This window comes from Pseudidiomarina piscicola (assembly GCF_902806985.1).
In the GTDB taxonomy this organism is placed as follows: domain Bacteria; phylum Pseudomonadota; class Gammaproteobacteria; order Enterobacterales; family Alteromonadaceae; genus Pseudidiomarina; species Pseudidiomarina piscicola.
Genome location: NZ_CADCXY010000002.1, coordinates 1 through 25477, shown reverse-complemented (window position 1 = coordinate 25477; position 25477 = coordinate 1). Strand labels below are relative to the sequence as shown.

Here is a 25477-nt window from a genome sequence, read left to right as displayed (position 1 = left end):
ACTATGTGGCGGATGTCAGTTAAAGTAGCTTATCGCACGATTCTCTACACCGCAGCAACGGCGCTAGTGCTGTTCGCGGTGCTGTTGAGTATGCTGCGCTATTTGCTGCCTCAGTTACCTGACGTCACCACCAATGTGGAAGAATTTCTCAGTACCAACTATGCCGTGGAAGTCAGCATCGATGAGCTAGGCGCTGATTGGAATGCCGCGGGCCCGCAACTGATTTTACGCGACATCGATGTCAGCCAAATCGGTGGTGAAGCCACACAATTACAGCTTAACGAAGCGCGGGTGATATTTAACTTTTGGCGCAGCCTGCGGTCGTGGTCGGTGCAGTTCGAAACCGTGGCCTTGTCTGATCTACACGTGACGTACGACTTACGTAACTCGTCGTTGCGCAGCAATACCGGGTTAGGTGACCAACTACCGCGTTTCTTCCTCAACCAACTCGACCATGTGACCATCGAAAATAGTACCCTCGAACTGATCAATCTTGTTGGGGTAAGGCGCGCTATCGTTATTGACCGCCTCAGTTGGGCGAACCAAGGCCGCTCGCACCAAGGCATTGGTAGTTTCCGCATCGCCGAGTTAGCGCAAAACGCCTTAGATGTGATGATCGAAGTGGAAGGTAATGATCCAGCCAACCTCGACGGCCAAATTTATGTGCAAGCCTCAAACCTAGATATTGCCGCATGGTTGCAACAAAAAGTAGTTGATTCTCAGGTTCTGCAAGCCGAATTTAACTTTACGATGTGGCTTAACTTTAACGCCAGTGACTTTAGTAACGGTACCTTACAACTAGCTCGCAATGAACTGCACTGGCAGGTGGGCACGCGTAAACATCAACTGGTGATCCCAAAAGGCTTACTGCGACTCAGGCCCCATGAAAACGGTTGGCTGGTGAATAATAATCCCATCACCTTTGTGCAAGACAGCACCACTTGGACCTTGCCGACGGTCAGTTGGTTACAGACGCCTGAATTGGTCGCATTAAGCGCTGAAGACGTACCTTTCGCACCTTTATTGCAGTTGTCGAGTTTGGTGGGGAGTCAAGGCCAAGCATTTGCTGATACGGTGCGGCAGGCTGAAGTCAGCGGTAACGTCGATCTACGCCTCCAACACAGGTTACAACAACCGCTTCAGTGGCAGCTTCAGGCCGGCGACATAGGTTGGCAGTCCGTCAACGGGTTGCCCGGTGTTTCCCAAGTCTCCGTGGCTGCCATTGGTAACGGAGCACAAGCGCGTTGGTCACTGGCAGGGGGCGACCTTGCCTTGCGCAGTGAACTGCTGAATGATACCGACCCTTGGCCACTTGACCGCTTAGCCTTAGATGGCAGCTTTAGCTGGCTGCAGGGGCAATGGCAGTTGCGTGTGGATGAAGGCAGTCGGGTTGATTTACAGGGCCTGCCGTTAGCCGTGCGGGCAACGCTACAACAACGCGAACAACTGGAGCTGGCACTACGGTTGGTCGATGCTAGTGCCGAGCCAATTCCTGCGGCGGTGTTGCGGCGTTACTTACCAAATGTCATGGGTGCCAATCTGCATGATTATTTGCAAACCTCATTGCTTGACGGCGTAGCGGATGATGTTGCCATGGTGTGGCGAGGCCCATTGGACAAGTTCCCGTACGCCGAAGCAACTGGTAGCTTTCAAGCCCAGGTTAACTTGCGCGAACTCGTGTACCGTTTTCAACCAAACTGGCCAGCGGTGACCGATGCCACCACACATGTCAATTTTCGCAATACGCGGATGCATATTCTGACCACCAACGGCAAGCTTGGTGACATGACATTAGCGCGGGTCGATACCCGTATGGACTCTATTCTAGCAACGCCTAAGACGCTGCGTATTAGCGGCGCAATTCGCGGTGATGGCCAGGCCCTGCAGCCGGTATTTGCTGCCAGCCCAATGGCCTCAAGCCTTGGCGAAACCTTCAGTGAACTGCAATTACAAGGCCCCATTAGCGGAGGTCTAGAACTCACCATTCCATTAGGTGGAAGCGGGCAGGTGGTCGCTGAAGGTACTGCTAAGCTTGCCGGAAACGACCTCTTTGTCGCAAGCTTGCAACAGCAATTTACCAACCTGCGTGGCGATGTTCATTACCGTAATGATGTGATTCGCAGCGATGCTATTGATTTAGCATGGCAGCAGTTACCATTACAGGTGACGTTCGATGGTAAGTCGCGCGACGACGACTATCATGTGGCTGTGCAGGCCGAGGCCGATTGGTCGATGGCGAAGCTCGCTGAGCGATTGCCACAAACGGCGGAATTGGCCGCGGGCAACTTTAACTGGCAAGGAGAGCTGGCGCTGTCGTTACCAACGAGTGGCGGCTATTCATTTCATTGGCAGCAACAATCGGATTTAGCCGCCTTGGCGTTGCATTTGCCAGCGCCGCTGAGTACTCAGCAAGGCACTGAACTACCCTGGCAACTCCAAGTGTCAGGTGGGCCTGAAAGCCTTTTATTCAACAGTAGTTTGGGCGAACAGGGGTTGATTGAATTACAGTACAACGGTGACGGTAGCGAGCTTCTGCAAGGCTATGCCCGCATCGGTGATCGAGTCAGCGAAGCGCCGAACCCTGATCTGCTCGGCTTGAATCCCCGCTTTCCCATAGAAGTTGGGCTTAGTGCGATGGATGCGGGCGAATGGATGCGGCAATTAGGCAATACGGCACAGTGGCTCACCGCAGCGTTTGGCCCACAACAAGGCGATGCCACCATTGTGGCACCAGTGCCCGATCTGATTGAGATAAGAGCACAGCGTTTAAGCCTTGCCGACCATCTACTCACCGACAATGCCATTGTGATTTGGCCCCAGCAGGAACCCCAAGATACCAACGTAGTGAATACTTGGCGCTATCGTTGGCGGGCCGAACAAGCCGCCGTTGCCGGTGTCTATTGGCCCGCGATGGCTGCAGAAAAGCCCGCACGACTGGAAATTACCGCGGACTACCTAGAGCTCGCAATACCCCCGACGCCAGATGAAAGTGTGGTGCAAGAAGTACAGCAGGGCCGCGACTATGGCGCATGGCCAACCATTGCCTTCAGTTGTAAACGGTGCCAGTACGGAAGTTACCCCTTGGGTGAAGTGGAACTTGAACTACAGCCTCAAGCTGAGCGTTTGGTGTTTAATAAAATTAGCGTTAAACAAGGCCAGCATCAACTTGATGCAAGTCTTGATTGGCAGCTTGCCACGGCCACCGAACAAGCCCAAACCAAGGTGGCGGGTAACTTCGCGAGCGACGATTTAGGTGCGTTTTTGAATGACTACGGTATCACCTCGATTATTCAAGACAGTCCAGCCAATTTTGACTTTGAACTGGGCTGGCAGGGCAGCCCCGAGGCCTTCAATGTCGCCAGCCTAAATGGTGCAATGGACTGGCAACTGGGGCAAGGCTACTTAAATGATGTCAGCGATGGTGGTGCTCGGTTGTTCTCGCTATTAAGCCTTGAAGGAATTCTACGCAAGTTACGGTTCGATTTTCGTGATATTTTTGCCAATGGCCTGTTCTTCACAGAATTTGACGGCACGTTCGCTATCGACAATGGCGTTGTGACGACCGAGCGAGCAACGATGGATGGCTCGGCGGGCGACATGGAAATTAGCGGTACCAGCAACCTTGTCACCGACGCGATCGACTATCAGTTATTTTACGTACCTAAAGTGACCTCCAGCTTGCCAGTGATATTGGCATGGATGGTGAATCCACCGTCGGGGTTGGCGGCACTGCTGATTGATCGGATGCTGCAAGATGCCCAAGTGATCAGTCGCCTTGAGTACAAAATTTCTGGCACCATTGATGCGCCAGTCGTTGAAGAGGTTTCTCGCGACAGTCGTGAAGTAACCATTCCCGTAGACCAACTACCGCAGGAGGAAGGCAATGACAACAACCCAGACAGTGCAACTGACAGCGGTACAAATGACCAGCCAACCGGACCCAAAGGACAATCTTCAAGTCATTGAAGCCTTACTCGAACAGCTACCGGCGGCGCGGCCCCAACTGGTGGTGTTGCCCGAGGCGTGCTTATGTTTCGGCGCTGGTGATAAGCGTCAGCGCGAGCTAGCCGAGCTATTTCAGCAAGGCAGCATGCAGCAGCGGTTGTCGGAACTGGCGGCCCAGCACAATATCTATTTGCTGGCGGGTACTGTACCCATTATCGATCAAGCCAATCAGCAAAAGTTCTCTGCCGCGTCACTACTCTACGGGCCCGACGGTCAGTGTCTGGCACGCTACAACAAGATTCACCTATTCGATGTGGATGTAGCCGATTCGACTAAGACTTACCGCGAATCAAGCTGGACCGAAGCCGGTCAAGAAGTGGTCACTGTGAACACGGAATTTGGCGTGCTCGGTTTGGCGGTATGTTATGATGTGCGCTTTGCCGAGCTATTCCGTGCCTTGCGTGATGCTGGCGCTGACGTGATTGCCTTACCATCGGCCTTTACCAAGGTGACAGGCGCCGCGCACTGGCATGTTCTGACGCGCGCGCGGGCTATCGAGCAACAGTGTGCGCTGGTCGCTGGTGCGCAAGTTGGGGTGCATGCCAACGGCCGTGAAACATACGGCCATGCAGTGGTGATTGATGCTTGGGGCAAGCTGCTGAGCACTTGTGACGGCGAGCAAAGCCCATGTTTAAGCACCGCCAGTGTGGACCTAAGTAAGCTCGACACTATTCGAAAAAATATTCCTGTGGCAAAACATTTTGCCAGTAGTAAGAAGGTTATACATGAGTCATCATAATCAGGTCATTGAACATCTTTTGACCGCCAACGATCTCGACATCGATGCATTGCAGCAGCGTTTATCAACGTTGTATACCGGTGCTATCGATTACGCCGATATTTATTTACAGCACAGTACCAACGAGTCTTGGGTGTTGGAAGACGGCATCGTGAAGTCGGGCAGCTTTCATATTGAGAGCGGCCTTGGGGTGCGCGCGTTGCACCAAGAGAAAACCGGCTTTGCTTACGCCGACGAAATTACTGCTTCGGCCTTAAGCCAAGCCTCTGGCGCGGCGCGTGGCATTGCCGAAGCTGGTGCTGCAAAACGCATTCAAGTGCCGACTCAAGTGTCGGCGACCTCGCGTTATCAAGCGCTGAACCCGTTATCAAGCTTAAATGAAGCCGCCAAAATTGACTTGCTGCGCGAAATGGACGCCTATGCCAGGTCGCTCGACAGCCGCATCGTTGAAGTTATTGCAAGCGTTAGCGGTAGCTATGATGAAGTGTTGGTGATGGCCACCGATGGCACCTTGGCCACCGACGTGCGACCTTTGGTACGCGTTAACTGCACCGTGTTAGCAGAAGAAAATGGCCGTCGTGAGCGCGGCAGTGCAGGTGGCGGTGCGCGTATCGACTACCAATATTTCTTAGCCAACGACGCGCAAGCTGACGTGCCACGTTGGCAGAGCTACGCGAAAGAAGCGGTGCGGCAAGCATTAGTCAACCTGGAGGCGCGTTCAGCGCCGGCTGGAACTATGCCAGTGGTACTTGGCTCTGGCTGGCCCGGAGTACTGCTGCACGAAGCCGTTGGCCATGGTTTAGAAGGTGACTTCAACCGCAAAGGCGCCTCGGCTTACTCTGGGAAAATGGGTGAGCAGGTCGCGTCCGAGCTGTGCACTATTGTCGATGATGGCACCTTGGACGATCGTCGCGGTTCACTTAGCGTCGACGACGAAGGCACCCCCGCAGGTTATAACGTGCTTATTGAAAAAGGCCGCTTAGTTGGCTATATGCAAGACAAAATGAATGCCCGCCTAATGGGCGTTGCACCTACTGGGAATGGTCGTCGTGAGTCGTATGCACACTTACCGATGCCACGTATGACCAACACCTATATGTTAGGCGGGGAATCGGCCCCAGAAGATATTATTAGCAGCGTCAAACAAGGTATCTACGCACCACAATTTGCCGGCGGCCAGGTTGATATTACCTCGGGCAAGTTTGTGTTTTCGGCCTCTGAAGCTTACCTGATCGAAGATGGCAAAATTACCGCTCCGTTGAAAGGCGCAACCTTGATTGGCAATGGCCCTGAAGCGATGCGACAAGTGTCGATGGTCGGTAATGACCTGTCACTTGATAGCGGTGTAGGTGTTTGCGGAAAAGATGGCCAGAGTGTGCCTGTAGGGGTAGGGCAACCAACCTTGAAATTGGATGCCCTAACAGTGGGTGGTACGGCTTAGACCGTGGCCACCTCGCGTAAATATTTGAACAGTTCGCGCGCCGCTGCAGGCGGCTTGCCTTGCTGTTGTTGTTTTTGCGCCTGACGATACAACTGACGTAGTTTTTGCCGATCGGCCTGCGGGTAGTCGTGCAAAAACTCTTGAATCGCACCGTCGCCCTCAGCCAGTATCGTATCGCGATACTTTTCGAGCTGATGGAATAAAGCATTTTGCTCGTCGTGGGTGTTTTCAAGTTCGCTCAGCGCTTGCGCAATAGGCGCAGTATCGCGGTGGCGCATCATTTTACCAATGTGTTGCAGTTGTCGACGAAAGCCTTCGCGTTTATTGCGAATACGCTGTGCCAACTGAATTGCATCGAGAAGTTCATCATCGATGGGCATTTTCTCGAGCTTACCGACCGAAAGGTCGACAAGCGTACGGCCCAGCTCTTGCTGCGCTTCTGCTTCACGTTTGAGTTGTGATTTACTGACGAGATTCTCGTCGTCTTGGTCATGGTCTTTGCTGTGGTGCATGGTGTTTCCTCTGTGCAATAGCGGCATTTTAACAGGCTAATGAGCAAGCAACCAATGGAGTTTACTTTGAAACCAGATCTAAATGAATTACAGACCGAGCTCGTTGATGTCAAACAAGCGGTCGCCGAAGCGTTAGACTACGGTAAGTCATTGGGTTCAACGGCGATGGAATGTGCGCTGACACGCAGCCGTGGTATTAGCGTTGAAACGCGTTTAGGGGAAGTGGAAACCGTCGAGTTCAATCAAGACGGAGCCCTGGGTATCACTTTGTATCAAGGTCAACAAAAAGGCTCAGCGTCGACCACCGACTTATCGCCACAAGCGATACGCGCAAGTGTTGAAAAGGCCTTTGACATCGCTCGCTTCACGTCACCTGATCCCGATGCGGGCCTAGCGCCTGCTGAGCTGATGGCATACCAACGTCCCGATCTCGATTTATGTCAGCCCGGCGATCAATCAGCCGACTATGCACTGGCTCAAGCGTTACAGTGCGAACGCCATGCCCTCGGCTTAGATCAACGCATTGTCAATTCCGATGGAGCCAGCTATAGCAGTCATGTAGGCTACCGCGTATATGGTAACAGCCATGGTTTTCTGGACGGCTATTTGCAGTCGCGTCATGCCATGAGCTGTTCATTGATCGCTAAGCATGGCGACGCAATGCAACGCGATTATGCTTACACCGTCGCGCGCGCTACCGGCGACTTAAACTCGCCAGAAGCCGTCGCAGAGGAAGCTGTGCATGAAACGGTTTCGCGCTTAGAAGCACGAAAAATTGATACCGCCAAGGTACCTGTGATTTTCCGCGCAGATGTCGCAAACAGTTTGTTCGGTCACTTTGTCGGCGCAATTAGCGGTGGCAATCTTTACCGCAAGTCGAGCTTCTTACTTGATCACCTAGGTAAAGCAGTGTTACCCGAGTGGCTGAGCATCAAAGAAACACCGCATTTAAAAGGCGCATTGGCGAGCTCGCCCTTTGACCATGAAGGGGTGGCCACCGAAAACCGTACCATTGTCGAGAACGGCGAGCTACAAAGCTACCTGCTGACCAGTTATGCGGCGCGTAAAATGCACATGAAGCCGACCGGCCATGCCGGTGGCATTCATACCTGGCAGGTTACCCAGCAACAGCAAAGTTTGCAGGAGTTGTGTCGCACCATGGGCACGGGGTTATTGGTGACGGAATTGATGGGGCAAGGAGTGAACCTGGTCAATGGCGATTATTCTCGTGGCGCCGCAGGTTTCTGGGTGGAAGCTGGCGAAATCCAGTACCCCGTCGAAGAGATAACGATCGCAGGTAATTTGCGTGATATGTTGGCCAATATTGTTGCCATTGGCAACGACACCGATATGCGCCACGGTGTGCGCACCGGTTCGGTACTATTAGAAAGCATGCGAGTGGCCGGTAACTAAGCGTTAGTGGTGGTTAGCCTAGCATTAACGTCGCAGTGCCAAGGAAGGCAAAAATACCGACCACATCGGTGACCGTAGTTAGAATAACGCCACCGGCTAACGCTGGGTCAATATCAAACTTCTTCAATATCAGCGGCACGGTGACCCCCGCTAAGCCGGCCGCGAGCAGGTTCGCCATCATCGCAAAGGCGATAATAGCGCCTATCATAAAGTCTTGTTTCCACAGCGCCACCACGGCGGCAATCAGGAATGCCCAGATAACCCCATTAAGCGCACCAATGGCGAGTTCCTTACCTATTAGCCAGCGTTGGTTACTGGGCCCAATATGGCCAAGTGCCATGCCGCGTATCACCAAGGTCAAGGTTTGCGAGCCAGCGATGCCGCCCATGCTTGGCACGATGGTATTTAAGATCGCCAAAATGGCCATTTGCGCTAAGATGTCTTCGAACATCGAGCTAACCGCGGCAGCGAGTAGCGCCGTAACTAGATTAACTGCCAGCCACACCGAGCGCCGACGGGTACTTTTTAATACCGGTGCGAAGGTATCTTCATCGTCGTCAAGACCGGCCATGCTCAACATCGAGTGCTGTGCTTCTTCGCGAATAATGTCGACCACGTCATCGATGGTGATACGACCGAGCAGGTGGTTTTCACTGTCCACCACCGGTGCTGAGATCCAGTCTTGGCGTTCGAACAGCTTCGCCACTTCGGTTTCTTCCATATCAACGGGGATACCCTGCACCTCCGACTCCATCACATCGCTCACCAAGCGCGCGGGGTCAACGGTCACCAACTGCGAAATGGAGATCTCGCCAATAAACTGGTCGTCGCCACTTACCACATAGAGCTTATCCGTCGCCTCTGGCAGTTCGCCGCGTAGCCGCAGGTAGCGTAATACCACATCAATAGTGACATCAGGGCGCAAGGTAATGGCATCGGTGTTCATGATCGAACCGGCGGTCTCGTCCTCGTAGGACAAAGCCTTTTCGGCACGGTGTCGATCTTGCTCGTCCATCGACTTCAGGACTTCTTGATAAACCTGCTCCGGTAGGCCACGCAGAACGTAGGCCAAGTCATCCGTGTCCATGCCTTCGGTGGCAGCGGCAAGTTTCTCCGGCGCCATTTGGCGAATAACAGATTTCTGAACTTCTTCGTTAAGCTCTTCAAGAATATCGCCATGCTCGTCGGCATCAACGAGCTGCCAGATAATGGCACGAGCTTTGGGTGGGGAAGATTCAAGGAGTAGGGCAACATCCCACGCAGGCAAGTTATGCAACTGCCGGCGTGCTTGCACGTACATGCCACGCGCAAGAGCTTCGGTCACGTCTTGTAGCCGTTTTTCGGCGAATTCTTTTTCGGCGACTTCTGGAAGCATAGTGAAAACTCCTTTGGATATGAGGAGTTTATCGCATTAATGGGTTTTCGTCATGCGTCTTCGTTAAGCTTCTTCGTCGAATCGTGCTTCGATAAGAGCCGCGACCGCATCAACCGCCGCTTGTGCTTGCTTGCCGCGGGCAATCACTTCAACTTCTTTACCTTGGCCGCTGGCGAGTAGCAATAGACACATAACACTTGACGCATCGACTTCTTTGCCGCCTTGGGCGATGGCCACGTTGGCGTCGAACTGTTGGGTGAGTTTTGCAAGTTTCGTCGCGGCCCGCGCATGCAAGCCTAGTTTATTAACAATGATGACCGTTTTACGGGCTTCGCTACTCATTTGCGACGCTCACTCTCGCGATGGCGAATTTGTACTTTAAAGTCATGATCAGCAAAGCGCTCGGCTAATTGTTCGGCGATGTAAACCGAGCGGTGTTGGCCTCCGGTACAGCCAATGCCAATGGTTAAATAACTACGGTTGCTGCGTTGAAAGTGCGGTAGCCAGGTCGCCAAAAAGGTTTCTAACTGATGGATAAACTTGGTGACCAAGGGCTGCTGCGCAAAGAAGTGTTGAACTTCGCTGTCGCTCCCCGTTAAAGCCTTGAGATGAGGTTCCCAATGGGGGTTCGGTAAAATGCGGGCATCAAAGGCATAGTCGAGATCGGGCGGTAGCCCATACTTAAAACCAAACGACTGAAACACCACAATTAACCGTGAAGCCGCTTGCCCTAACGCGCGCTCACTAACTTGTTCGCTAAGTTGATGAACGCTCAGTTCGCTACTTTCAATACGCCAAGTCGCCCGTTCTGCCAGCGGCTCAAGCAATTTTGATTCCAACTGCAAGGCTTCACTTAGGGGCATTTCTTGTCGTGACAGCGGATGCATTCTGCGTGTCTCGCCAAAACGCTGCAGCAATATTTGGTCGTTTGAATCAAGAAAAAGAATCTGCGGTTTAATTTTATCAGGCAGAAAATCAAGGGCGTCAGCTAAGTCATCGTGGTTCGCGGGTAAGTTGCGAACATCAACACTTACTGCAACGTTGGCATACTGATCTTGAATGGCATGAACCAAGGTTGGTAACAGCATGATCGGCAGGTTATCGACACAATAATAGCCAAGGTCTTCAAGCACCCTTAGGGCAATGGTTTTACCGGACCCTGAGCGGCCACTGACAATAATTAATTGCATCGCTTAACTAGACTCTTGGCTGTTGAATAGGTCGAAGAGTTCTTGATCGCTTTTCGCCTCGCGTAATGCCCGTGTGCAGCTTTTATCGTTCAGTCGTTGGGCCACGCTTGCCAAAGTTTGCAAGTGTTGCTCATGTTCGTCTTCGGGAACCAATAATGCGAAGACGATATCAACAGCTTGATTGTCAATGGCATCGAAGTCGATGGGCTCATCCAAGGTCAGTAGCACAGCAACAGGTTTATTGGCAGTGCTTAGTCGACCATGAGGAATCGCCACCCCAAGACCAATACCGGTACTGCCAAGGCGTTCGCGGTTGAGTAAGCTTTCAAACACATCGAAACTCGTGGTTCCTGAAAGGCGCGGAGCAGCGAGCTGACCAATGAGTTCAAGAACTTTCTTTTTACTTGAGCCCGAGACTGCACTGCGCGTGCAGTCTGGGCTTAACATTGTGGATAAATCCATGATTTAGTGACGTTTCATCTTTTCTTTGTGTTTAATCACTTGACGGTCGAGTTTATCGATTAAACCATCGATCGCCGCGTACATGTCTTCATGTTCAGAATTGGCAAAAATTTCGCCACCGTTGACATGCAGGGTAGCTTCCGCTTTTTGCGTGAGCTTTTCAACATTTAAAATGACATGGACATTATTTATGTGGTCAAAATGACGCTCCAGTTTGGCGAACTTGGTGTCGACATATTCACGTAGTGCGTCAGTAATTTCAGTATGATGACCAGTCAGGTTAATTTGCATAGCATCTTCCTTCTATTGTCCAAGTATCAAATAAGACGTTTGCGTTGACTCGAGGGCGGTATCTGTAGCGCTTCTCGATACTTCGCAATCGTCCGTCTAGCAACCTGAATCCCTTGTTCCGACATCAGTGCAGTGAGTTTACTGTCACTAAGCGGCTTTTTCGGGTTCTCGGCGGCAACTAGCTTTTTAAGCAACGCCCTAATCGCGGTTGACGAGCAGTCTTCACCACGGTGGGTACTGAGTTGACTGGAAAAGAAGTATTTCAACTCAAATACGCCACGGGGCGTGTGCATGTATTTTTGGGAGGTAACGCGAGAGACAGTCGATTCGTGCATTTCAATAGCGTCAGCGATATCGGCAAGCACCATCGGCTTCATGGCCTCTTCACCTAGTTCAAAGAAGCCTTGTTGCCGTTGAACGATGGAGGTTGCGACTTTAAGCAGAGTTTCATTGCGGCTTTCGATGCTGCGAATGAACCACTTGGCTTCCTGTACATGATGGCGAATATAGCTCATATCGTCGCTTTGCTTGGCATCCTTTATCAGTGCTGCGTAACTACTGTTTACTTTTAGTTTAGGCAAACTTTGTGGATTTAGCTCTACTATCCAACGACTATTTTTGTTGCGTACCAAAACATCCGGAATTACATAGGCATCGTCACTATTCGAAAACCTTTCTCCAGGATGTGGTTGTAACTGCTGGATAATAGTTAAGACCTTAGTTAACTGTGTTTCGTTCAGTTTTAATAGCCTTGCAAGTGACCGGTAGTCGCGCTGACCAAGCAACTCGACGTATTCGCTAACGGCGTGCTGCGCCTGCGCTAAAAAAGGTGTGTCTTCGGGGAGTTGTTGCAGTTGTAACCGCAAGCATTCACTGACATCGCGAGCGCCAACACCGACCGGGTCAAAGTGTTGAATACGTTTCAACACCACCGCCACTTCGTCTTCGCCGATAGGCTCGTCCAGTTGCCGGCTTAGGCTCTCGGTGAGTTCGCTCAGGCTCGTACTCAAATAGCCTGCGGGCGTTATAGAGTCGATAATGCTTAGACCGATTTGCTGATCGGTGGGCGAGAAGTGGGACAGTTCTAACTGCCAACGCAGGTGGTCGTGTAAGGTTTCATCGGCACAGCCAAACGTCATGGCATCGTAGTCGGCATCATTTTGGCCTACGCTACCCATGAGTTCCGCGGTGTAGTTTTGGTCCCACTCTTCGGTGTCATCGGTGGTGGGTGCCGACGGGTCGTCCTGTAACGGGTTCTCTACTTCTTCTTGCTCAAGCAGGGGATTTTCTTCCAGCGCCTGCTGTATTTCTTGTTGCAGCTCGAAACTCGATAACTGAAGCAAGCGGATAGCCTGTTGCAACTGTGGTGTCATCGACAGTTGCTGGCTAAATTTAAGTTGTAAGCCTTGCTTCATAGCGAACCACCAAACGTTGCGGCCGGATGCTTACAGTGAGAATTGTTCACCGAGGTAAACGTCTTTCACCTGCTGATTACTTAAAATAGTATGGGCGTCACCTTCAGCAATCAACTCCCCATGGCTAACAATATACGCATGCTCACACACTGAGAGGGTTTCACGGACATTGTGATCAGTAATAAGCACACCTATGCCACGATTACGTAGATGCTCAATAATTTTCTTAATATCGATCACGGAGATTGGGTCAACACCAGCAAAGGGTTCATCGAGTAAAATAAACGCTGGTTCTGCGGCTAACGCTCGCGCTATTTCTACGCGACGTCGTTCACCGCCCGACAAACTCATGCCTAAGCTATGAGCAATGTGACCGATATGAAACTCTTCGAGTAGGCTATCTAGCTTTTCTTCACGAGCGTTGGCGTCGAGCTCTTTGCGCGTTTCTAATATCGCCAAAATATTATCGCGCACGGTTAGTTTGCGGAAAATCGACGATTCTTGCGGTAAATAGCCAATACCCTTGCGCGCACGCTCGTGCATGGGTAACAACGAGATGTCCTCGTCATCTAACATGATGCGCCCTTTGTCGTGCCCGACAAGGCCGACAATCATATAAAACGTGGTGGTTTTACCCGCGCCATTCGGGCCTAGCAAACCAATGACTTTACCGGACGCAACCTTAAGGCTTACGTCCTTTACAACTTGGCGTTTTTTATAGGCTTTAGCCAGGTGTTCAACGGTTAATTGGCTCATTATCGTTCTTATTTTTGGGCTTGAAAATGGTAGTGACACGATCACTTTCGTCGTCGCCTCTACGTGCGCGCAACTGTTGGTTGGCAAAGTCATAGACAATTTCATTGCCTTGAATTTCACTGCTGTCTTGAGTGACTTTAACCTCACCAACCAGGGTTAGTGTTTGGGCATTTTCGTCGTAACGAATAAGCAGTGCTTCGGCCTTAATCCAGTTACCATCTTCCAACTGTTGCTGATAGGTGGCAGGGCTTCCTTCGGCGGCAAACGTACGCACATCGCTGTCTTCTTGCTGTGCGACTTCTAAGTGATCAGCGGTGATTTTTAAGGTGCCCTGGGTGATCACTGCGTTGTCTTCGAACACGGCAATCTTATTTTGAATATCAAACCACTCACGTTCCGAGTCGACTTGAATGTCTTGGCTAAAGTCGGCTTTGCCTTGCGCAGCTGTTAACGGACTCCACAAAACTGTGGTCGTGAACACTAGCAGAGCAAAAAAATGTTTAACGATGGCGGCTGTAGGTCGTTTGCACATGCTCATTCAATTCCAATGTTTCGGCGCGGAGGTCGGCAATCATGCCATTACCGCGCACTAAAAAGTTTTTTCCAAAGATCGCCACGGGCTGATCGGTAATCATCGTTTCCGCTAAGGTATCTATGGTCAAGTAGCTGGTTTCGACGCGCTCTAAGAAGTCGTCCGCAGCAAGGTGGGTGACCACAATGTTGCGTTCCAACACTAAGGTTTTATCGTCATAAAACGAACCTTGCTCAGCAATGACCTGCCACGTTTCCTGTTTGCCATCGGGGCGAACTTGATAAACCGGTCGATCGAGTTCGGTTAATCCAATTGGACTGTAGTGGGTCATTTTGGTTGCATTGATCCGATGCTCTAGTTGTCCGTCACTATTGTACACACGAGTGGCTAAGCCTTCAGCAATAAAGTCGGGCGGAATTTCACGAAACTGCGGATCCGTCGCCACTATTTCATCATCAGAGAAAGGTCGCCAAATCAGCAGGGCGCCCAAAATGAACAGTGTCGCTAGAATCCAACTGAGTTGCCGGTTCATAGGCTAACACCACCTTGCAACTGCAACTTGCCTTGGCTGAGCAAAATCAAATCACTTAACTCTCGCACCGCACCGCAACCGCCACCAAGGCTGGTGACATAATCGGCTTGTTGTTGTACCCATGGGTGTGCATCATGTGGGGCGACGCCAACACTAGCCTGGTTGAGTAAGGCCACGTCGGGCACGTCATCGCCAATACTGGCGATTTGTGCGTCGTTGAGTTGGTATTTTGCCGCCAGTTGCTGATACACCGCACCCTTCTCGAGCGTGCCTTGATGTATGTCTTGCACGCCTAATGCCTGCATGCGCTGTTCAACAATATGCGAGGTGCGGCCAGTGATCACGGCCACCTGAATGCCGTTGTTCAAAAGCGCTTTGACGCCAAACCCATCGCGGGTATTAAACGCTTTCAGTTCTTCACCGTGGTTACCTAAATAAATACGGCCGTCTGAAAACACTCCGTCGACGTCACAAATAAGTAGCTTAATAGACTTCATACGGGTCAGCAGCGACGTGCTGACCTCACCGTACCATGTGCTTGTGGTGGCTGTGGACATTACATAACCCCCGCTTTTAATAAGTCGTGCATGTTCAGCGCACCCACGGGTTGATTGTCTTTGTTGAGAGCAAACAAGCCATTAATTTTGCGATCTTCCATAAGTTTAAGACCTTCGGCCGCGAGTACGTCGGCCGAAATGGTAATCGGGTTCGCGGTCATTACTTGGGTGATCCGTGCTTGGTGTACATCGAGTCGCTGGTCCAGTACCCGGCGTAAATCACCGTCGGTAAACACACCGACTAAGTTGCCATCAGCGTTGGTCACGCCGGTCATGCCGAGCCCTTTGCGCGACATTTCTAAGAGCGCCTCACTCAAGCTGGCCTCTTCAGCGACCAATGGCATACGCTCGTCGCTGTGCATCACATCATGAATATGTAACAGCAAGCGGCGGCCGAGGCTGCCACCCGGGTGCGACATTGCGAAGTCATCGGCGGTAAAACCACGCGCGTGCAGTAGCGCTACCGCCAGTGCATCACCCATCGCGAGCGTCGCGGTGGTGGATGAGGTCGGTGCTAAACCAAGTGGACAGGCTTCTTGCTCAACGGCAATACAAACATGCACATCAGCGAGCTCCGCCAAGGTCGACTGCGGGTTTCCGGTCATGCTTATGAGATGCGCGCCACGGCGTTTGATCAGTGGCGCAATACTGAGTACTTCGCCCGTTTCGCCCGAATTCGATAGCGCAAGCACCACGTCAGCAGCGGTAATCATGCCTAAGTCACCGTGACTGGCTTCACCTGGGTGTACGAAAAAAGCAGGCGTACCGGTCGAGGCAAAAGTGGCCGCGATTTTTCCACCAATGTGCCCCGATTTTCCCATACCAATCACTATTACTCGGCCTTTACAGCCAAGTAAGTACTCACATGCCTGGTTAAAATTGGCGTCTAAAAAACGTTTTAAGTCACTGACCGATTGCGCTTCGATATCTAACACGCTTGCGGCTAAAGAAATAAAGGAGTCGGTTTTGGCAGCAGTCATAGCAAACCTTTCGTTGCCGAATAAAAAACGAATTAGGCTAATCATAACCGATCGATTATCGAAATGCAGACGTAAAAAGCGCCATGGCAAACGATTTATCATAAAATTTACCGGCCCAAGCTAGGGTAAAGCCCTAATTTCAGGTAAACTAAGCGGTCTTGATGAAAGGGAAGAGTCAGTCACATGAGTAGCGTTAACTCCGACGATCTTGTCGTTATTGAAAATCTTGATTTTGCCCATGCTTATGGTGCTCATCCAGTTTACCAAGGACTGCAAATGCGCATCCCACGCGGTAAAATCACCGCGGTCATGGGCCCCAGTGGTATAGGCAAAACCACGTTATTAAGGCTTATCGGCGGCCAGTTGCGTCCGCAAAGTGGCTCCATCAAGTTTGCGGGGCATGATATCCCCAAGCTTTCGCGGAGCGCTTTGTACGAACAACGTAAACGTATGAGCATGCTGTTTCAAAGTGGTGCGCTGTTTACCGACATGTCGGTGTACGAAAATATTGCCTTTCCGATTCGCGAACACAGTGACTTACCCGAAGAAATTATTCGTACCATCGTGTTGATGAAGCTTGAAGCGGTTGGGCTGCGTGGCGCACGCGACCTAATGCCGGCAGAGCTGTCGGGCGGTATGGCACGACGTGCTGCGTTAGCACGGGCCATCGCCTTGGACCCAGAATTAATCATGTATGACGAGCCGTTTGCGGGGCAAGACCCGATTTCCATGGGGGTGATTGTCAAGTTGATTAAGTCGTTGAATAACTCTTTAGACCTGACCAGCATTGTGGTCACCCACGACATCGCCGAAGTACTGACGATTGCCGACAACGTTGTGATTATTGCCGATAAGAAAGTGGTTGCACAGGGCACCCCGGCGGAATTACAGGCCTCCGACGATGAATTGGTGCAACAGTTCTTATCAGGTGCAGCCGATGGGCCAGTGCCGTTTCATTATCGCGCGGCAAGTTTTGCGGACGATATTCTAGGAAGTGCCGCCGAGCAAAAGGGGACAGGCAATGCTGGATAGGGTTGCAAGCTTAGGGAAAACTATTTTAGATAGTATTGCTGGGGCTGGGCAGGCAATGGTGATGCTGTTGCGGGCATTAATAGGCAAGCCGCAACTGCGTAAATCATGGCCCTTGCTGATGCAACAGATGTACTCTGTCGGCGTCTTATCGCTGGTGATTATTATCGTTAGCGGACTGTTTATTGGCATGGTGCTGGGCTTACAAGGTTACACTATATTGGTCGACTTTGGTGCCGAGCAAAGCTTGGGGCCAATGGTGGCACTGTCGTTATTGCGTGAGTTAGGGCCGGTTGTTACGGCGCTGCTTTTTGCCGGTCGAGCCGGCTCGGCGTTGACCGCCGAAATTGGTCTGATGAAAGCCACCGAACAGCTGTCCAGCCTTGAGATGATGGCTGTTGACCCCTTACGTCGGGTGATCTCGCCACGCTTTTGGGCTGGCTTCTATAGCATGCCGTTACTGGCGATCATTTTCTCAGCCGTGGGTATTTACGGTGGCTATTTGGTCGGCGTGCGCTGGCTCGGAGTCGATGAAGGCGCGTTTTGGTCGGTCATGCAATCGAACGTTGAGTGGGGACAAGACATCCTCAATGGTATTATTAAGAGTTTGGTTTTTGCCTTCACAGTGACTTGGATAGCACTGCATAAAGGCTTTCATTGTACTCCAACTTCGGTCGGTATTAGTCGGGCTACGACGTCGACCGTAGTGACAGCATCGTTGGCTGTATTGGGGTTAGATTTTGTTCTCACCGCACTGATGTTTGGGTAACAGATTATGGAATCAAGAAATACACAGTTAGCAGTTGGTTTTTTTGTCATTATTGGCGTGCTGGCGTTGTTGTTTTTGGGGCTGCGAGCGGCCAATACCAACGTTGCGAGTAACGGCCAAACCTATCAACTGTATGCCAAGTTCGACAACATCGGTGGGCTCAAAGAACGTTCACCAGTAAAAGTTGGCGGCGTTGTTGTCGGCCGAGTAACCCGAATTACCTTAGACGGCGACTACTACGAGCCATTAGTCGAAATGACGATTAGCAAAGACTACGATGAATTTTCTAACTCATCGTCGGTCTCAATATTAACGTCGGGCTTGTTAGGTGAGCAATACATCGGCTTAAGTCCAGGCTTTATCGATGACACCGTTGAAATGCTTGACGACGGTGACTATATCCACGATACGAAGTCGGCATTGGTACTAGAAGACTTGATTGGGCAGTTCCTGTTCAGCCAAGGCAATGATTAAGGAGTGAGAATGAAAACGTTGTATGCACTGTTAGTTGCCGCAATGCTGACGGTCGTCGGTACCGCGAGCGCTGAGGTTATTCGTGATGAAAATCCGTATAGCTTGCTCGAGCGAGTCGCCAATAAAACTGCGAGTCGCATCGCTGACGACCGCGCGAAAATCGATCAAGATCTCGATTATTTACGGGTAATTATTCGCGAAGAACTAATGCCTTATATCGACTCTACGTATGCAGCCAAGCGTGTTTTAGGGCGCAACCTAAAAGAAACGACCGCTGAGCAACGCCAAGAATTTTACGCAGTGTTTCGTGAATATTTGATCGCCACCTATGGTCGTGCGTTCACCCAATATGACGAAACTAAGCATACCTTCAAGTTCGAGCGCGCGCGTGAGCTGAGCCCCGATGATCGTATGGTCGAAGTCAACACCCGCTTGATTGAAGAGGGCCAAGGTCGCCCTCCCGTGCGGATGGACTTCAAATTGCGTTATGACAGCGATGAACGGCTGTGGAAAGCTTATGATTTGGTGGTTGAGGGCGTAAGCTTGTTAAATAGTAAAGCTGCGGAAATTTCATCGGTGATCCGCGATCGTGGTATCGACGGCACCATCGAACTGCTGCGTGAAAAAGGCCAACAGCCGATTCAGCCTTACGATGATGATAAAAGCTAAGACCATGGCAGCGACTATTAACTGGCAGCTTGAAGGCGACCAATTGACCTTTAATGGTGAACTTACCCGAGCAACTGTTGCCCAAGTATGGCAGCAACGGCAGCAATGGTTAGCACAAGCGCAAGAACGACTGAATGTTGACCTTGCCGCCGTTGAACATGTTGACTCGGCGGGCGTGGCCATGCTGTTGCAGTTGAAAAAACATTTGTTGCAGCAGCAGAGCGATCTTGTCATCCACCACGCGAGCGAGCAGTTTGATGCCATTGTCGCAGTTGGCGGTGGCACTTCGTTACTCAAGCATGTTTAAATGCGAACTAAATTAGTAATTAAACCAATAAGAATTGAGTCAGATGACAATTGATACAATTAAAGAATTAATAGAAGCAGCACTCGACGTTGATGAGGTTCTGGTTAAAGTAGATGGCAGCCAAGCGTCAATTACGGTCGCCAGCGAGCAGTTCGACGGTTTAAGCCGGGTGAAGAAACAACAGCTCGTGTATGCGCCGCTGAAAGAGCTTATCGCTAGTGGCGAGCTTCATGCCGTTTCGATCAAAGCCTATACCCCAACCGAATGGCAGCGCGAGAAAAAACTCGCAATGTTAAGCTAAAGCGAGTCGCGAGCGATGCAAAAATTTGTAATTAAAGGCGGCCCAGCGCTGCATGGTGAAGTGCGGATATCTGGCGCGAAAAATGCCGCTTTGCCAATCTTGATGGCAAGCCTGCTTGCCAGTGACGACGTTGAATTACAAAACGTGCCGGCACTGCAAGATGTACGGACAACACTGAAACTGTTAGCCGACTTGGGTGTCACCAGCGATACCGTTGATGCCAATAGCTACCGCATTCATCCGCAAACCATCAATCATCACATTGCCAGCTATGAGTTGGTAAAAACCATGCGCGCGTCTATTTTAGTGCTTGGTCCATTGCTGGCGCGTCAAGGTAAAGCGCAAGTGTCATTGCCTGGCGGCTGTGCCATCGGTGCGCGGCCGGTGAATTTACATATTGAAGGTTTGCGCCAAATGGGTGCAGACATCACGGTTGAGAACGGTTACATCAATGCTGAAGTGGATGGTCGTTTAACAGGCGCTACTATCTTCCTCGACACCGTGAGCGTAACAGGCACCGAGAACCTGATGATGGCAGCAACGCTGGCTGAGGGCGTGACTACCATCGAAAACGCTGCGCGCGAGCCGGAAGTAATCGACTTGGCGAACTTTTTGAACACCTTAGGTGCTGATGTGCGTGGCGCCGGTAGCGATACGATTGAAATTCATGGTGTCGAGAAGCTACATGGTGGCCAGTACGCCGTTCAGCCAGACCGCATCGAAACAGGTACCTTCTTGGTCGCAGCCTTAGTGACAGGTGGGGATGTGACCTGTCGTAATACCGACCCTAGTATGCTTGATGCAGTACTTAACAAGCTTGGTGAAGCTGGCGCGGAAATTACCAAGGGTGACGACTGGATTCGTTTACAGGCACCTAAGCGACCGCGCCCAGTGAATGTTATTACTGCGCCGCACCCAGCTTTTCCGACCGACATGCAAGCGCAGTTCTGTACCCTAAATGCGATCGCTGAGGGTACCGGTTGGGTTCGCGAAACCATCTTTGAAAACCGCTTCATGCACGTGCCTGAATTGCAACGCATGGGCGCGCAAATTGAGCTGGAAGGGAATACCGCTATTTGTACTGGTGTGGAGCGTTTAGCAGGCGCGCAAGTAATGTGCACCGACCTACGAGCTTCCGCGTCATTAGTGATTGCTGGTTTGGTTGCTGAGGGTGAAACCACCGTACAACGTATCTACCATATCGATCGTGGCTACGAGGCCATAGAGCAGAAGCTGACAGCGTTGGGCGCCCAGATCGAGCGCCACGATTAATTTGCTAACTTGGTAATGGTGACCGTGGTAGTGAACTGCTCATTACCACGGAAGTAGCGGATCTCTAACTCAGTGCCCGGGCGCGTGGTCGAAATCAAAGCTAAGCCTTCCGGCGCTGAGGAAATTTGTTGCCCAGCAATTTCAACAATATAATCTTCAGGGCGTAAGCCTGCCTGAGCAGCAGGGCTGTTAGGATCAACCGCCGTCACGAAAATACCTGGTTGCTGGTATGTTTGCGCGGCTGGGTTATCGCTGGAATTGATACCCAAATAGCCGCGTACCACTTCACCTTCCTCGATCAATGTACGCATAATGCTGCGGGCTAGACTGTAGGGTACAGCAAAGTAGATACCCTCGACGCTTTGACCCGCAGGACCACGGAACTGTGCGTTGTTTATACCCACTAAATACCCTTCGCTGTTAACCAGCGCGCCACCAGAAGCGCCTTCATTAATAACCGCATCCATTTGCATCAGGTCGGCATGGGAGTTAATAACCCCCATACGGCCACCGGTCGCACTGACAATACCCTGGGTGATGGTTTGACCTAGATTAAGCGGGTTACCGATAGCCAATACAACATCACCGACACTGGAGCGTAGTTGATGGTCTTGTGGAATAACGGGCAGGTTATCAAGCTCGATTCGCAACACCGCGAGGTCGGTAATGGCATCGACGCCAATGACTTGTGCACTGGTGCGGCGGCCATCCTGCAAGGCAATTTCAATTGAACTGACATCGGCGACCACATGGGCGGCGGTAAGAATATGGCCGACGTTATCCATGATCACGCCTGACCCTAAGCGCAACACAGTGCTAGGGCGACGACTGTAATAAGAGCCACGCACTTCACTAAGACTATAAATGTTCACTACCGCCGGGGCTGCTCTATTAACGGCTTTGGCATAGCTGATGGGCTGCGAAGCCTGTTGCCGTTCAAGCTGCCAACGTTCCAGCAGTGGCTGTAACCAAATGACCAAGGCGGCGACCACTAGACCTAAGACAACAGAACGTACAATGTAACTGAACCAATTTTTGGGCGGTGTCGATCGCGTCATTTGTTTTCCATTAACCTTGTGAGCGGCATTGACCAGTTGAAGCTAATCAGATGTATGAAATAAGCATACCACTTCTGAAAAAAAGAAGGCAGCTTTGTTAAGCTGCCTATCTAAGTGCGCTGTGTGGACCACGAGGTGGCTTAGCCGCCTCTAAGTACGAGGTACAAAGATGAGTCGCCGCGACGAATATTCAAGGCCACGACACCCCGAGCACTGTCTAGGACATTCCTTAGCTCACTGACAGAGTTCACTGCTTGGCGATTCACGGCCATAATAATATCGTCTTCACGTAGGCCGTAGCGCGCAGCCATAGAGCCCTCTAACAGTTCAGTGATAAGCACACCGCCGTCCTCATTTGCGGCAAGGGTTGCACCCTCAAGGGCCGGATGTAAGGTGGCAGCTTCAACGGCCGCTTCTTCGGCACTCAAGGTGACTTCGAAGTCTGTTTTATCGCCATCGCGAAGGACGGTTAGGCGAACCGGTTTACCGACGCCCATGGTCTTCACGCGGGCGCTGAGGTCGGCAAAGCTACGTACTTTCTCACCGTTGACGGCAATAATTACATCGCCTGACTGCAAACCTGCTTCGGCAGCGGCGCTGTCGGGCAGAACTTCAGCAATAAAGGCACCTTGTTTAGCGTCCAAGTTGAGCGCTTCGGCAATATCAGCGGTTAAGTCATTGCCGCGCACACCAAGCACCCCACGTCGTACTTCACCGAATTCAATAAGCTGCTGCACGAGCGCTTGCATCATATCGGAAGGAATCGCGAAGCCAATGCCGATATTGCCGCCATTTGGCCCTAGAATCGCCGTGTTAATACCGATTAACTTACCTTTCAAAGTAACCAAGGCACCGCCTGAGTTACCACTATTGATGGCGGCATCGGTTTGAATAAAGTTTTCAATTTCCTCAATACCAAGCCCGCTGCGACCAAGTGCGCTAACAATACCCGAGGTGACAGTTTGGCCTAGACCAAAAGGGTTGCCGATAGCTACCACGAAATCACCTACGCGCAGATCAGACGACTTACCAATCTCTATTTCAGTAAGATTTTCGCCGTCTTTAATCTTCAACAGGGCAATGTCAGAGTTGGCGTCTGTACCAATGACTTCAGCGTCGAACTGAGTGCCATCTTTCAGGGTTACTAAAATTTCAGAGGCGCCATCAATCACGTGGTTATTGGTAACGACATAGCCTTTATCCGCATCAATAATCACCCCGGAGCCGAGGCCGCGAAATGGGCGTTCTTGAACTTGCTCGCGTGGACTATTAGGGCCAAAGAAGAAACGGAACATGTCAGGCACACGCTGCCTTACTTCACGGCTACCTTTGACCGAGATATTGACAACCGCAGGAGTAACTTCTTCCAGCATCGGCGCCAGGGTTGGCGTTTCGTCTTTATCGCTGAAAAACGGAATGTTGGCCTGAGCGGGGCTAAAGGCCAACAGGCTGGTTAGAGCAATGACAGAAAAAAGTTTAATTCTCATAGGGTACAGACTCCATTAAACAACACGACTTTGCGTGCAATTAAAGACCGACCCTATGGAAATAAGTTCACCCTATAGATGTTTCAAGATGTTTTTTCTTCAGAGGACGAAAAAAGTCCGCTTTGCTTATCAGAGTAGTCACGCGGCGGTTGCTCGGCCGATTCTTTTTGTGACTGTTTACTATCTTTTTGCAGTTGGCTGGCCATCCGCAACTGACGCATGGTGTCTTCGGCAAAGAAGGGCAGGCTCGGTTGCGTTTGCTCTTGCTGTAGAAGTTCTGAACTGTGCTGTAAATACGCCTTTAACTTCTCTTGGGTTTCTTCCAGTTGCTCCACCAGGGCACTGGCCGTAGAGAAGTGCTCACCTACTTCTTGCTGATAAGCAGCTAACTGTTCCCGACTTTGTTTCACTTCCTCGTTTAATCGTGCTTCGTCTGAATGCTCTTTCAGCCAATAACGAGCCACAAAAAATCCGAATACAGCTCCTGCTAGCACCAACAGAATGCCAATGATTGCATCCATAAAAACTCCTTAAAAACACGATTCACATGATAAACTACACCCCATAGCATAATGCAGAACAGGGTCGAAGTGGTAGTGACAAAACAAAACATCACCCCATTAATGAAATACGAGCAAGATTTAGCCAGCGGCGGATTCAGCCCTGATGCCGCACAAAAGCGAGCGGTTGAAGCGCTGCAGCGCCTGTACGATGATCTTATCTGTTATCATCAAAGCCAAGGCGATGGTTGGCTGTCAAAGTTGAAAAGCCTCTTTGGTGCTTCACCATCAGTACCGCAAGGCCTCTATTTTTGGGGTGGGGTAGGCCGCGGTAAAACCTATTTGGTAGATACCTTTTTCGATACCTTACCCTTTGACGAAAAACTACGCGTGCATTTTCACCGTTTTATGCACCGTATACATAAAGAACTGAAGCAATTGAAAGGGCAGAGCGATCCTTTGCCTATTATTGCCGATAAACTGGCCGCTGAAGCGCGGGTGATTTGTTTCGACGAGTTTTTCGTGCAAGACATCACAGACGCTATGATTCTCGGCACCTTAATGCAAGAACTGTTTCAACGTGGCGTGGTATTAGTCGCAACCTCCAATATCGTCCCGGATGAGTTATACCGTAATGGGCTACAACGCCAACGTTTCTTGCCAGCAATAGCCCTTATCAAACAAAACTGCGAGGTGATCAACGTCGACAGTGGCATCGATTATCGGCTACGAACCTTAACCAAGGCAGAAATCTATCACGCGCCATTAGATGCCGCCGCCGACGAAAACTTACAGAGATACTTCACCGAACTAGCGCCGGACCATTGTAGCCGCAACACCGACGGCGCAATCCGCATTAACGGGCGAGATATTGCTGTACGGCGAGAATGCGACGACGTCGTGCTGTTCGACTTCGAAGCCATTTGTGGCGGTCCACGTTCACAAAACGACTATATTGAACTGGCACAAATCTACACGGCGGTGCTAATTAGCAACGTGCCCCAATTGGGTGCCAATAAAGACGACGCCGCACGGCGTTTTCTTGCCTTAGTCGACGAATTTTACGAGCGCCGAGTGAAGTTAATTCTATCGGCCGCTGTAGAGCTGGAAAATATCTACGCCGGCGGCAAGCTGGAGTTTGAATATCGGCGGTGCATATCGCGGCTACAAGAGATGCAGAGTAAAGAATATCTAGCGCAAGGGCATAGGGCCTAAAAACCTTAAAGCGATGTTTGCTATTTGATGTTCGATGTTTGAAAAAAAGCGATGTTTGCTATTTGATGTTAGATGTTTGAAAAACAATAATACTTGCCGAACATCGAACATCGAACATCGAACATCGAACATCGAACATCGAACATCGAACATCGAACATCGAACATCGAACATCGAACATCGAACATCGAACATC

The 25477-nt window shown here is 51.0% G+C and carries 27 protein-coding genes; 12 read left to right on the top strand and 15 right to left on the bottom strand.

Going from position 1 to position 25477, the window contains the following annotated elements; genetic code table 11:
* The first annotated feature begins 3 nt into the window (after positions 1-3).
* The 3 genes from PSI9734_RS04935 to tldD are packed head-to-tail and all read left to right on the top strand — an operon-like array spanning position 4 to position 6185.
* Positions 4-3966: a YhdP family protein gene (locus PSI9734_RS04935; protein WP_173920021.1), complete on the top strand. Its 3963-nt coding sequence runs from the start codon at positions 4-6 to the stop codon at positions 3964-3966.
* Entirely contained in the window at positions 3884-4744 is an 861-nt protein-coding gene (locus tag PSI9734_RS04930) for a carbon-nitrogen hydrolase family protein (RefSeq protein ID WP_246194751.1), read from the top strand. The genes PSI9734_RS04935 and PSI9734_RS04930 overlap by 83 nt, the downstream gene beginning before the upstream one ends.
* Entirely contained in the window at positions 4731-6185 is a 1455-nt protein-coding gene (gene tldD / locus PSI9734_RS04925; protein WP_173920020.1) for a metalloprotease TldD, read from the top strand. Before PSI9734_RS04930 ends, tldD begins: the two co-directional genes overlap by 14 nt.
* Here tldD and yjgA read toward each other — a convergent pair.
* Entirely contained in the window at positions 6182-6697 is a 516-nt protein-coding gene (yjgA, locus tag PSI9734_RS04920; protein WP_217420758.1) for a ribosome biogenesis factor YjgA, read from the bottom strand. The two genes, tldD and yjgA, sit on opposite strands and share 4 nt — an antisense overlap.
* A gap of 54 nt (positions 6698-6751) precedes the next feature.
* Between yjgA and pmbA the strand changes: the two genes are divergently transcribed.
* Positions 6752-8110: a metalloprotease PmbA gene (gene pmbA / locus PSI9734_RS04915; protein ID WP_425500052.1), complete on the top strand. Its 1359-nt coding sequence runs from the start codon at positions 6752-6754 to the stop codon at positions 8108-8110.
* A 13-nt stretch (positions 8111-8123) separates the two neighbouring features.
* Here pmbA and mgtE read toward each other — a convergent pair whose 3' ends face one another.
* The 11 genes from mgtE to PSI9734_RS04860 all read right to left on the bottom strand — a co-directional run bounded on the left by mgtE (position 8124) and on the right by PSI9734_RS04860 (position 16200).
* Entirely contained in the window at positions 8124-9485 is a 1362-nt protein-coding gene (gene mgtE, locus PSI9734_RS04910) for a magnesium transporter (RefSeq protein WP_173920017.1), read from the bottom strand.
* 63 nt (positions 9486-9548) lie between these two features.
* The gene (locus tag PSI9734_RS04905; RefSeq protein WP_173920016.1) at positions 9549-9827 is read right to left on the bottom strand and encodes an HPr family phosphocarrier protein; all 279 of its coding nucleotides are present in this window, start codon (positions 9825-9827) and stop codon (positions 9549-9551) included.
* Positions 9824-10675, bottom strand: a complete 852-nt coding sequence (rapZ, locus tag PSI9734_RS04900) for an RNase adapter RapZ (RefSeq protein WP_173920015.1) — start codon at positions 10673-10675, stop codon at positions 9824-9826. The genes PSI9734_RS04905 and rapZ overlap by 4 nt, the downstream gene beginning before the upstream one ends.
* Before the next feature lie 3 nt (positions 10676-10678).
* Positions 10679-11137, bottom strand: coding sequence for a PTS IIA-like nitrogen regulatory protein PtsN (gene ptsN / locus PSI9734_RS04895; protein WP_173920014.1), 459 nt, complete (start codon positions 11135-11137; stop codon positions 10679-10681).
* 3 nt (positions 11138-11140) lie between these two features.
* Positions 11141-11428 (bottom strand): ribosome hibernation promoting factor, encoded by a 288-nt coding sequence (gene hpf / locus PSI9734_RS04890; protein ID WP_173920013.1) that lies wholly within the window; start codon positions 11426-11428, stop codon positions 11141-11143.
* A gap of 26 nt (positions 11429-11454) precedes the next feature.
* On the bottom strand, positions 11455-12843 hold the full coding sequence (locus tag PSI9734_RS04885; protein ID WP_173920012.1) for an RNA polymerase factor sigma-54: 1389 nt from the start codon (positions 12841-12843) through the stop codon (positions 11455-11457).
* A gap of 30 nt (positions 12844-12873) precedes the next feature.
* Positions 12874-13599 carry an LPS export ABC transporter ATP-binding protein gene (gene lptB / locus PSI9734_RS04880; RefSeq protein WP_173920011.1) on the bottom strand — a complete coding sequence of 242 codons (726 nt, stop codon included), beginning with the start codon at positions 13597-13599 and terminating at the stop codon, positions 12874-12876.
* Positions 13580-14137 carry a lipopolysaccharide transport periplasmic protein LptA gene (gene lptA / locus PSI9734_RS04875; protein ID WP_173920010.1) on the bottom strand — a complete coding sequence of 186 codons (558 nt, stop codon included), beginning with the start codon at positions 14135-14137 and terminating at the stop codon, positions 13580-13582. The genes lptB and lptA overlap by 20 nt, the downstream gene beginning before the upstream one ends.
* Positions 14100-14663 (bottom strand): LPS export ABC transporter periplasmic protein LptC, encoded by a 564-nt coding sequence (gene lptC / locus PSI9734_RS04870; RefSeq protein WP_173920009.1) that lies wholly within the window; start codon positions 14661-14663, stop codon positions 14100-14102. Before lptC ends, lptA begins: the two co-directional genes overlap by 38 nt.
* A complete protein-coding gene (kdsC, locus tag PSI9734_RS04865; RefSeq protein ID WP_173920008.1) occupies positions 14660-15220 on the bottom strand; it encodes a 3-deoxy-manno-octulosonate-8-phosphatase KdsC in 561 nt (186 codons plus the stop codon). The genes lptC and kdsC overlap by 4 nt, the downstream gene beginning before the upstream one ends.
* Positions 15220-16200 carry a KpsF/GutQ family sugar-phosphate isomerase gene (locus tag PSI9734_RS04860; protein ID WP_173920007.1) on the bottom strand — a complete coding sequence of 327 codons (981 nt, stop codon included), beginning with the start codon at positions 16198-16200 and terminating at the stop codon, positions 15220-15222. Before PSI9734_RS04860 ends, kdsC begins: the two co-directional genes overlap by 1 nt.
* Before the next feature lie 183 nt (positions 16201-16383).
* On the opposite strand from PSI9734_RS04860, the gene PSI9734_RS04855 reads away from it, so the two are divergent.
* Genes PSI9734_RS04855 through murA form a run of 7 tightly spaced genes read left to right on the top strand, consistent with a single transcriptional unit; the run spans position 16384 to position 21021 of the window.
* The gene (locus PSI9734_RS04855; RefSeq protein ID WP_173920006.1) at positions 16384-17232 is read left to right on the top strand and encodes an ATP-binding cassette domain-containing protein; all 849 of its coding nucleotides are present in this window, start codon (positions 16384-16386) and stop codon (positions 17230-17232) included.
* Entirely contained in the window at positions 17222-17998 is a 777-nt protein-coding gene (gene mlaE / locus PSI9734_RS04850) for a lipid asymmetry maintenance ABC transporter permease subunit MlaE (RefSeq protein WP_173920005.1), read from the top strand. The genes PSI9734_RS04855 and mlaE overlap by 11 nt, the downstream gene beginning before the upstream one ends.
* A 6-nt stretch (positions 17999-18004) precedes the next feature.
* The gene (gene mlaD / locus PSI9734_RS04845) at positions 18005-18472 is read left to right on the top strand and encodes an outer membrane lipid asymmetry maintenance protein MlaD (protein WP_173920004.1); all 468 of its coding nucleotides are present in this window, start codon (positions 18005-18007) and stop codon (positions 18470-18472) included.
* A gap of 9 nt (positions 18473-18481) precedes the next feature.
* Positions 18482-19141 (top strand): MlaC/ttg2D family ABC transporter substrate-binding protein, encoded by a 660-nt coding sequence (locus PSI9734_RS04840; RefSeq protein ID WP_173920003.1) that lies wholly within the window; start codon positions 18482-18484, stop codon positions 19139-19141.
* 4 nt (positions 19142-19145) lie between these two features.
* A complete protein-coding gene (locus PSI9734_RS04835; RefSeq protein WP_173920002.1) occupies positions 19146-19448 on the top strand; it encodes an STAS domain-containing protein in 303 nt (100 codons plus the stop codon).
* A gap of 43 nt (positions 19449-19491) precedes the next feature.
* Entirely contained in the window at positions 19492-19749 is a 258-nt protein-coding gene (locus PSI9734_RS04830; protein ID WP_173920001.1) for a BolA family protein, read from the top strand.
* Between the two features lie 15 nt (positions 19750-19764).
* Positions 19765-21021, top strand: coding sequence for a UDP-N-acetylglucosamine 1-carboxyvinyltransferase (gene murA / locus PSI9734_RS04825; RefSeq protein ID WP_173920000.1), 1257 nt, complete (start codon positions 19765-19767; stop codon positions 21019-21021).
* Here murA and PSI9734_RS04820 read toward each other — a convergent pair.
* The 3 genes from PSI9734_RS04820 to PSI9734_RS04810 form a co-directional block, all read right to left on the bottom strand.
* Positions 21018-22079 carry a trypsin-like peptidase domain-containing protein gene (locus PSI9734_RS04820; protein ID WP_173919999.1) on the bottom strand — a complete coding sequence of 354 codons (1062 nt, stop codon included), beginning with the start codon at positions 22077-22079 and terminating at the stop codon, positions 21018-21020. The two genes, murA and PSI9734_RS04820, sit on opposite strands and share 4 nt — an antisense overlap.
* Positions 22080-22219: 140 nt before the next feature.
* Positions 22220-23566 carry a DegQ family serine endoprotease gene (locus PSI9734_RS04815; protein ID WP_173919998.1) on the bottom strand — a complete coding sequence of 449 codons (1347 nt, stop codon included), beginning with the start codon at positions 23564-23566 and terminating at the stop codon, positions 22220-22222.
* A gap of 83 nt (positions 23567-23649) precedes the next feature.
* The gene (locus tag PSI9734_RS04810) at positions 23650-24087 is read right to left on the bottom strand and encodes a Z-ring associated ZapG family protein (RefSeq protein ID WP_173919997.1); all 438 of its coding nucleotides are present in this window, start codon (positions 24085-24087) and stop codon (positions 23650-23652) included.
* Between the two features lie 51 nt (positions 24088-24138).
* Here PSI9734_RS04810 and zapE point away from each other — a divergent pair, with 51 nt between their 5' ends.
* A complete protein-coding gene (gene zapE / locus PSI9734_RS04805; RefSeq protein ID WP_173919996.1) occupies positions 24139-25281 on the top strand; it encodes a cell division protein ZapE in 1143 nt (380 codons plus the stop codon).
* Positions 25282-25477 lie beyond the last annotated feature (196 nt).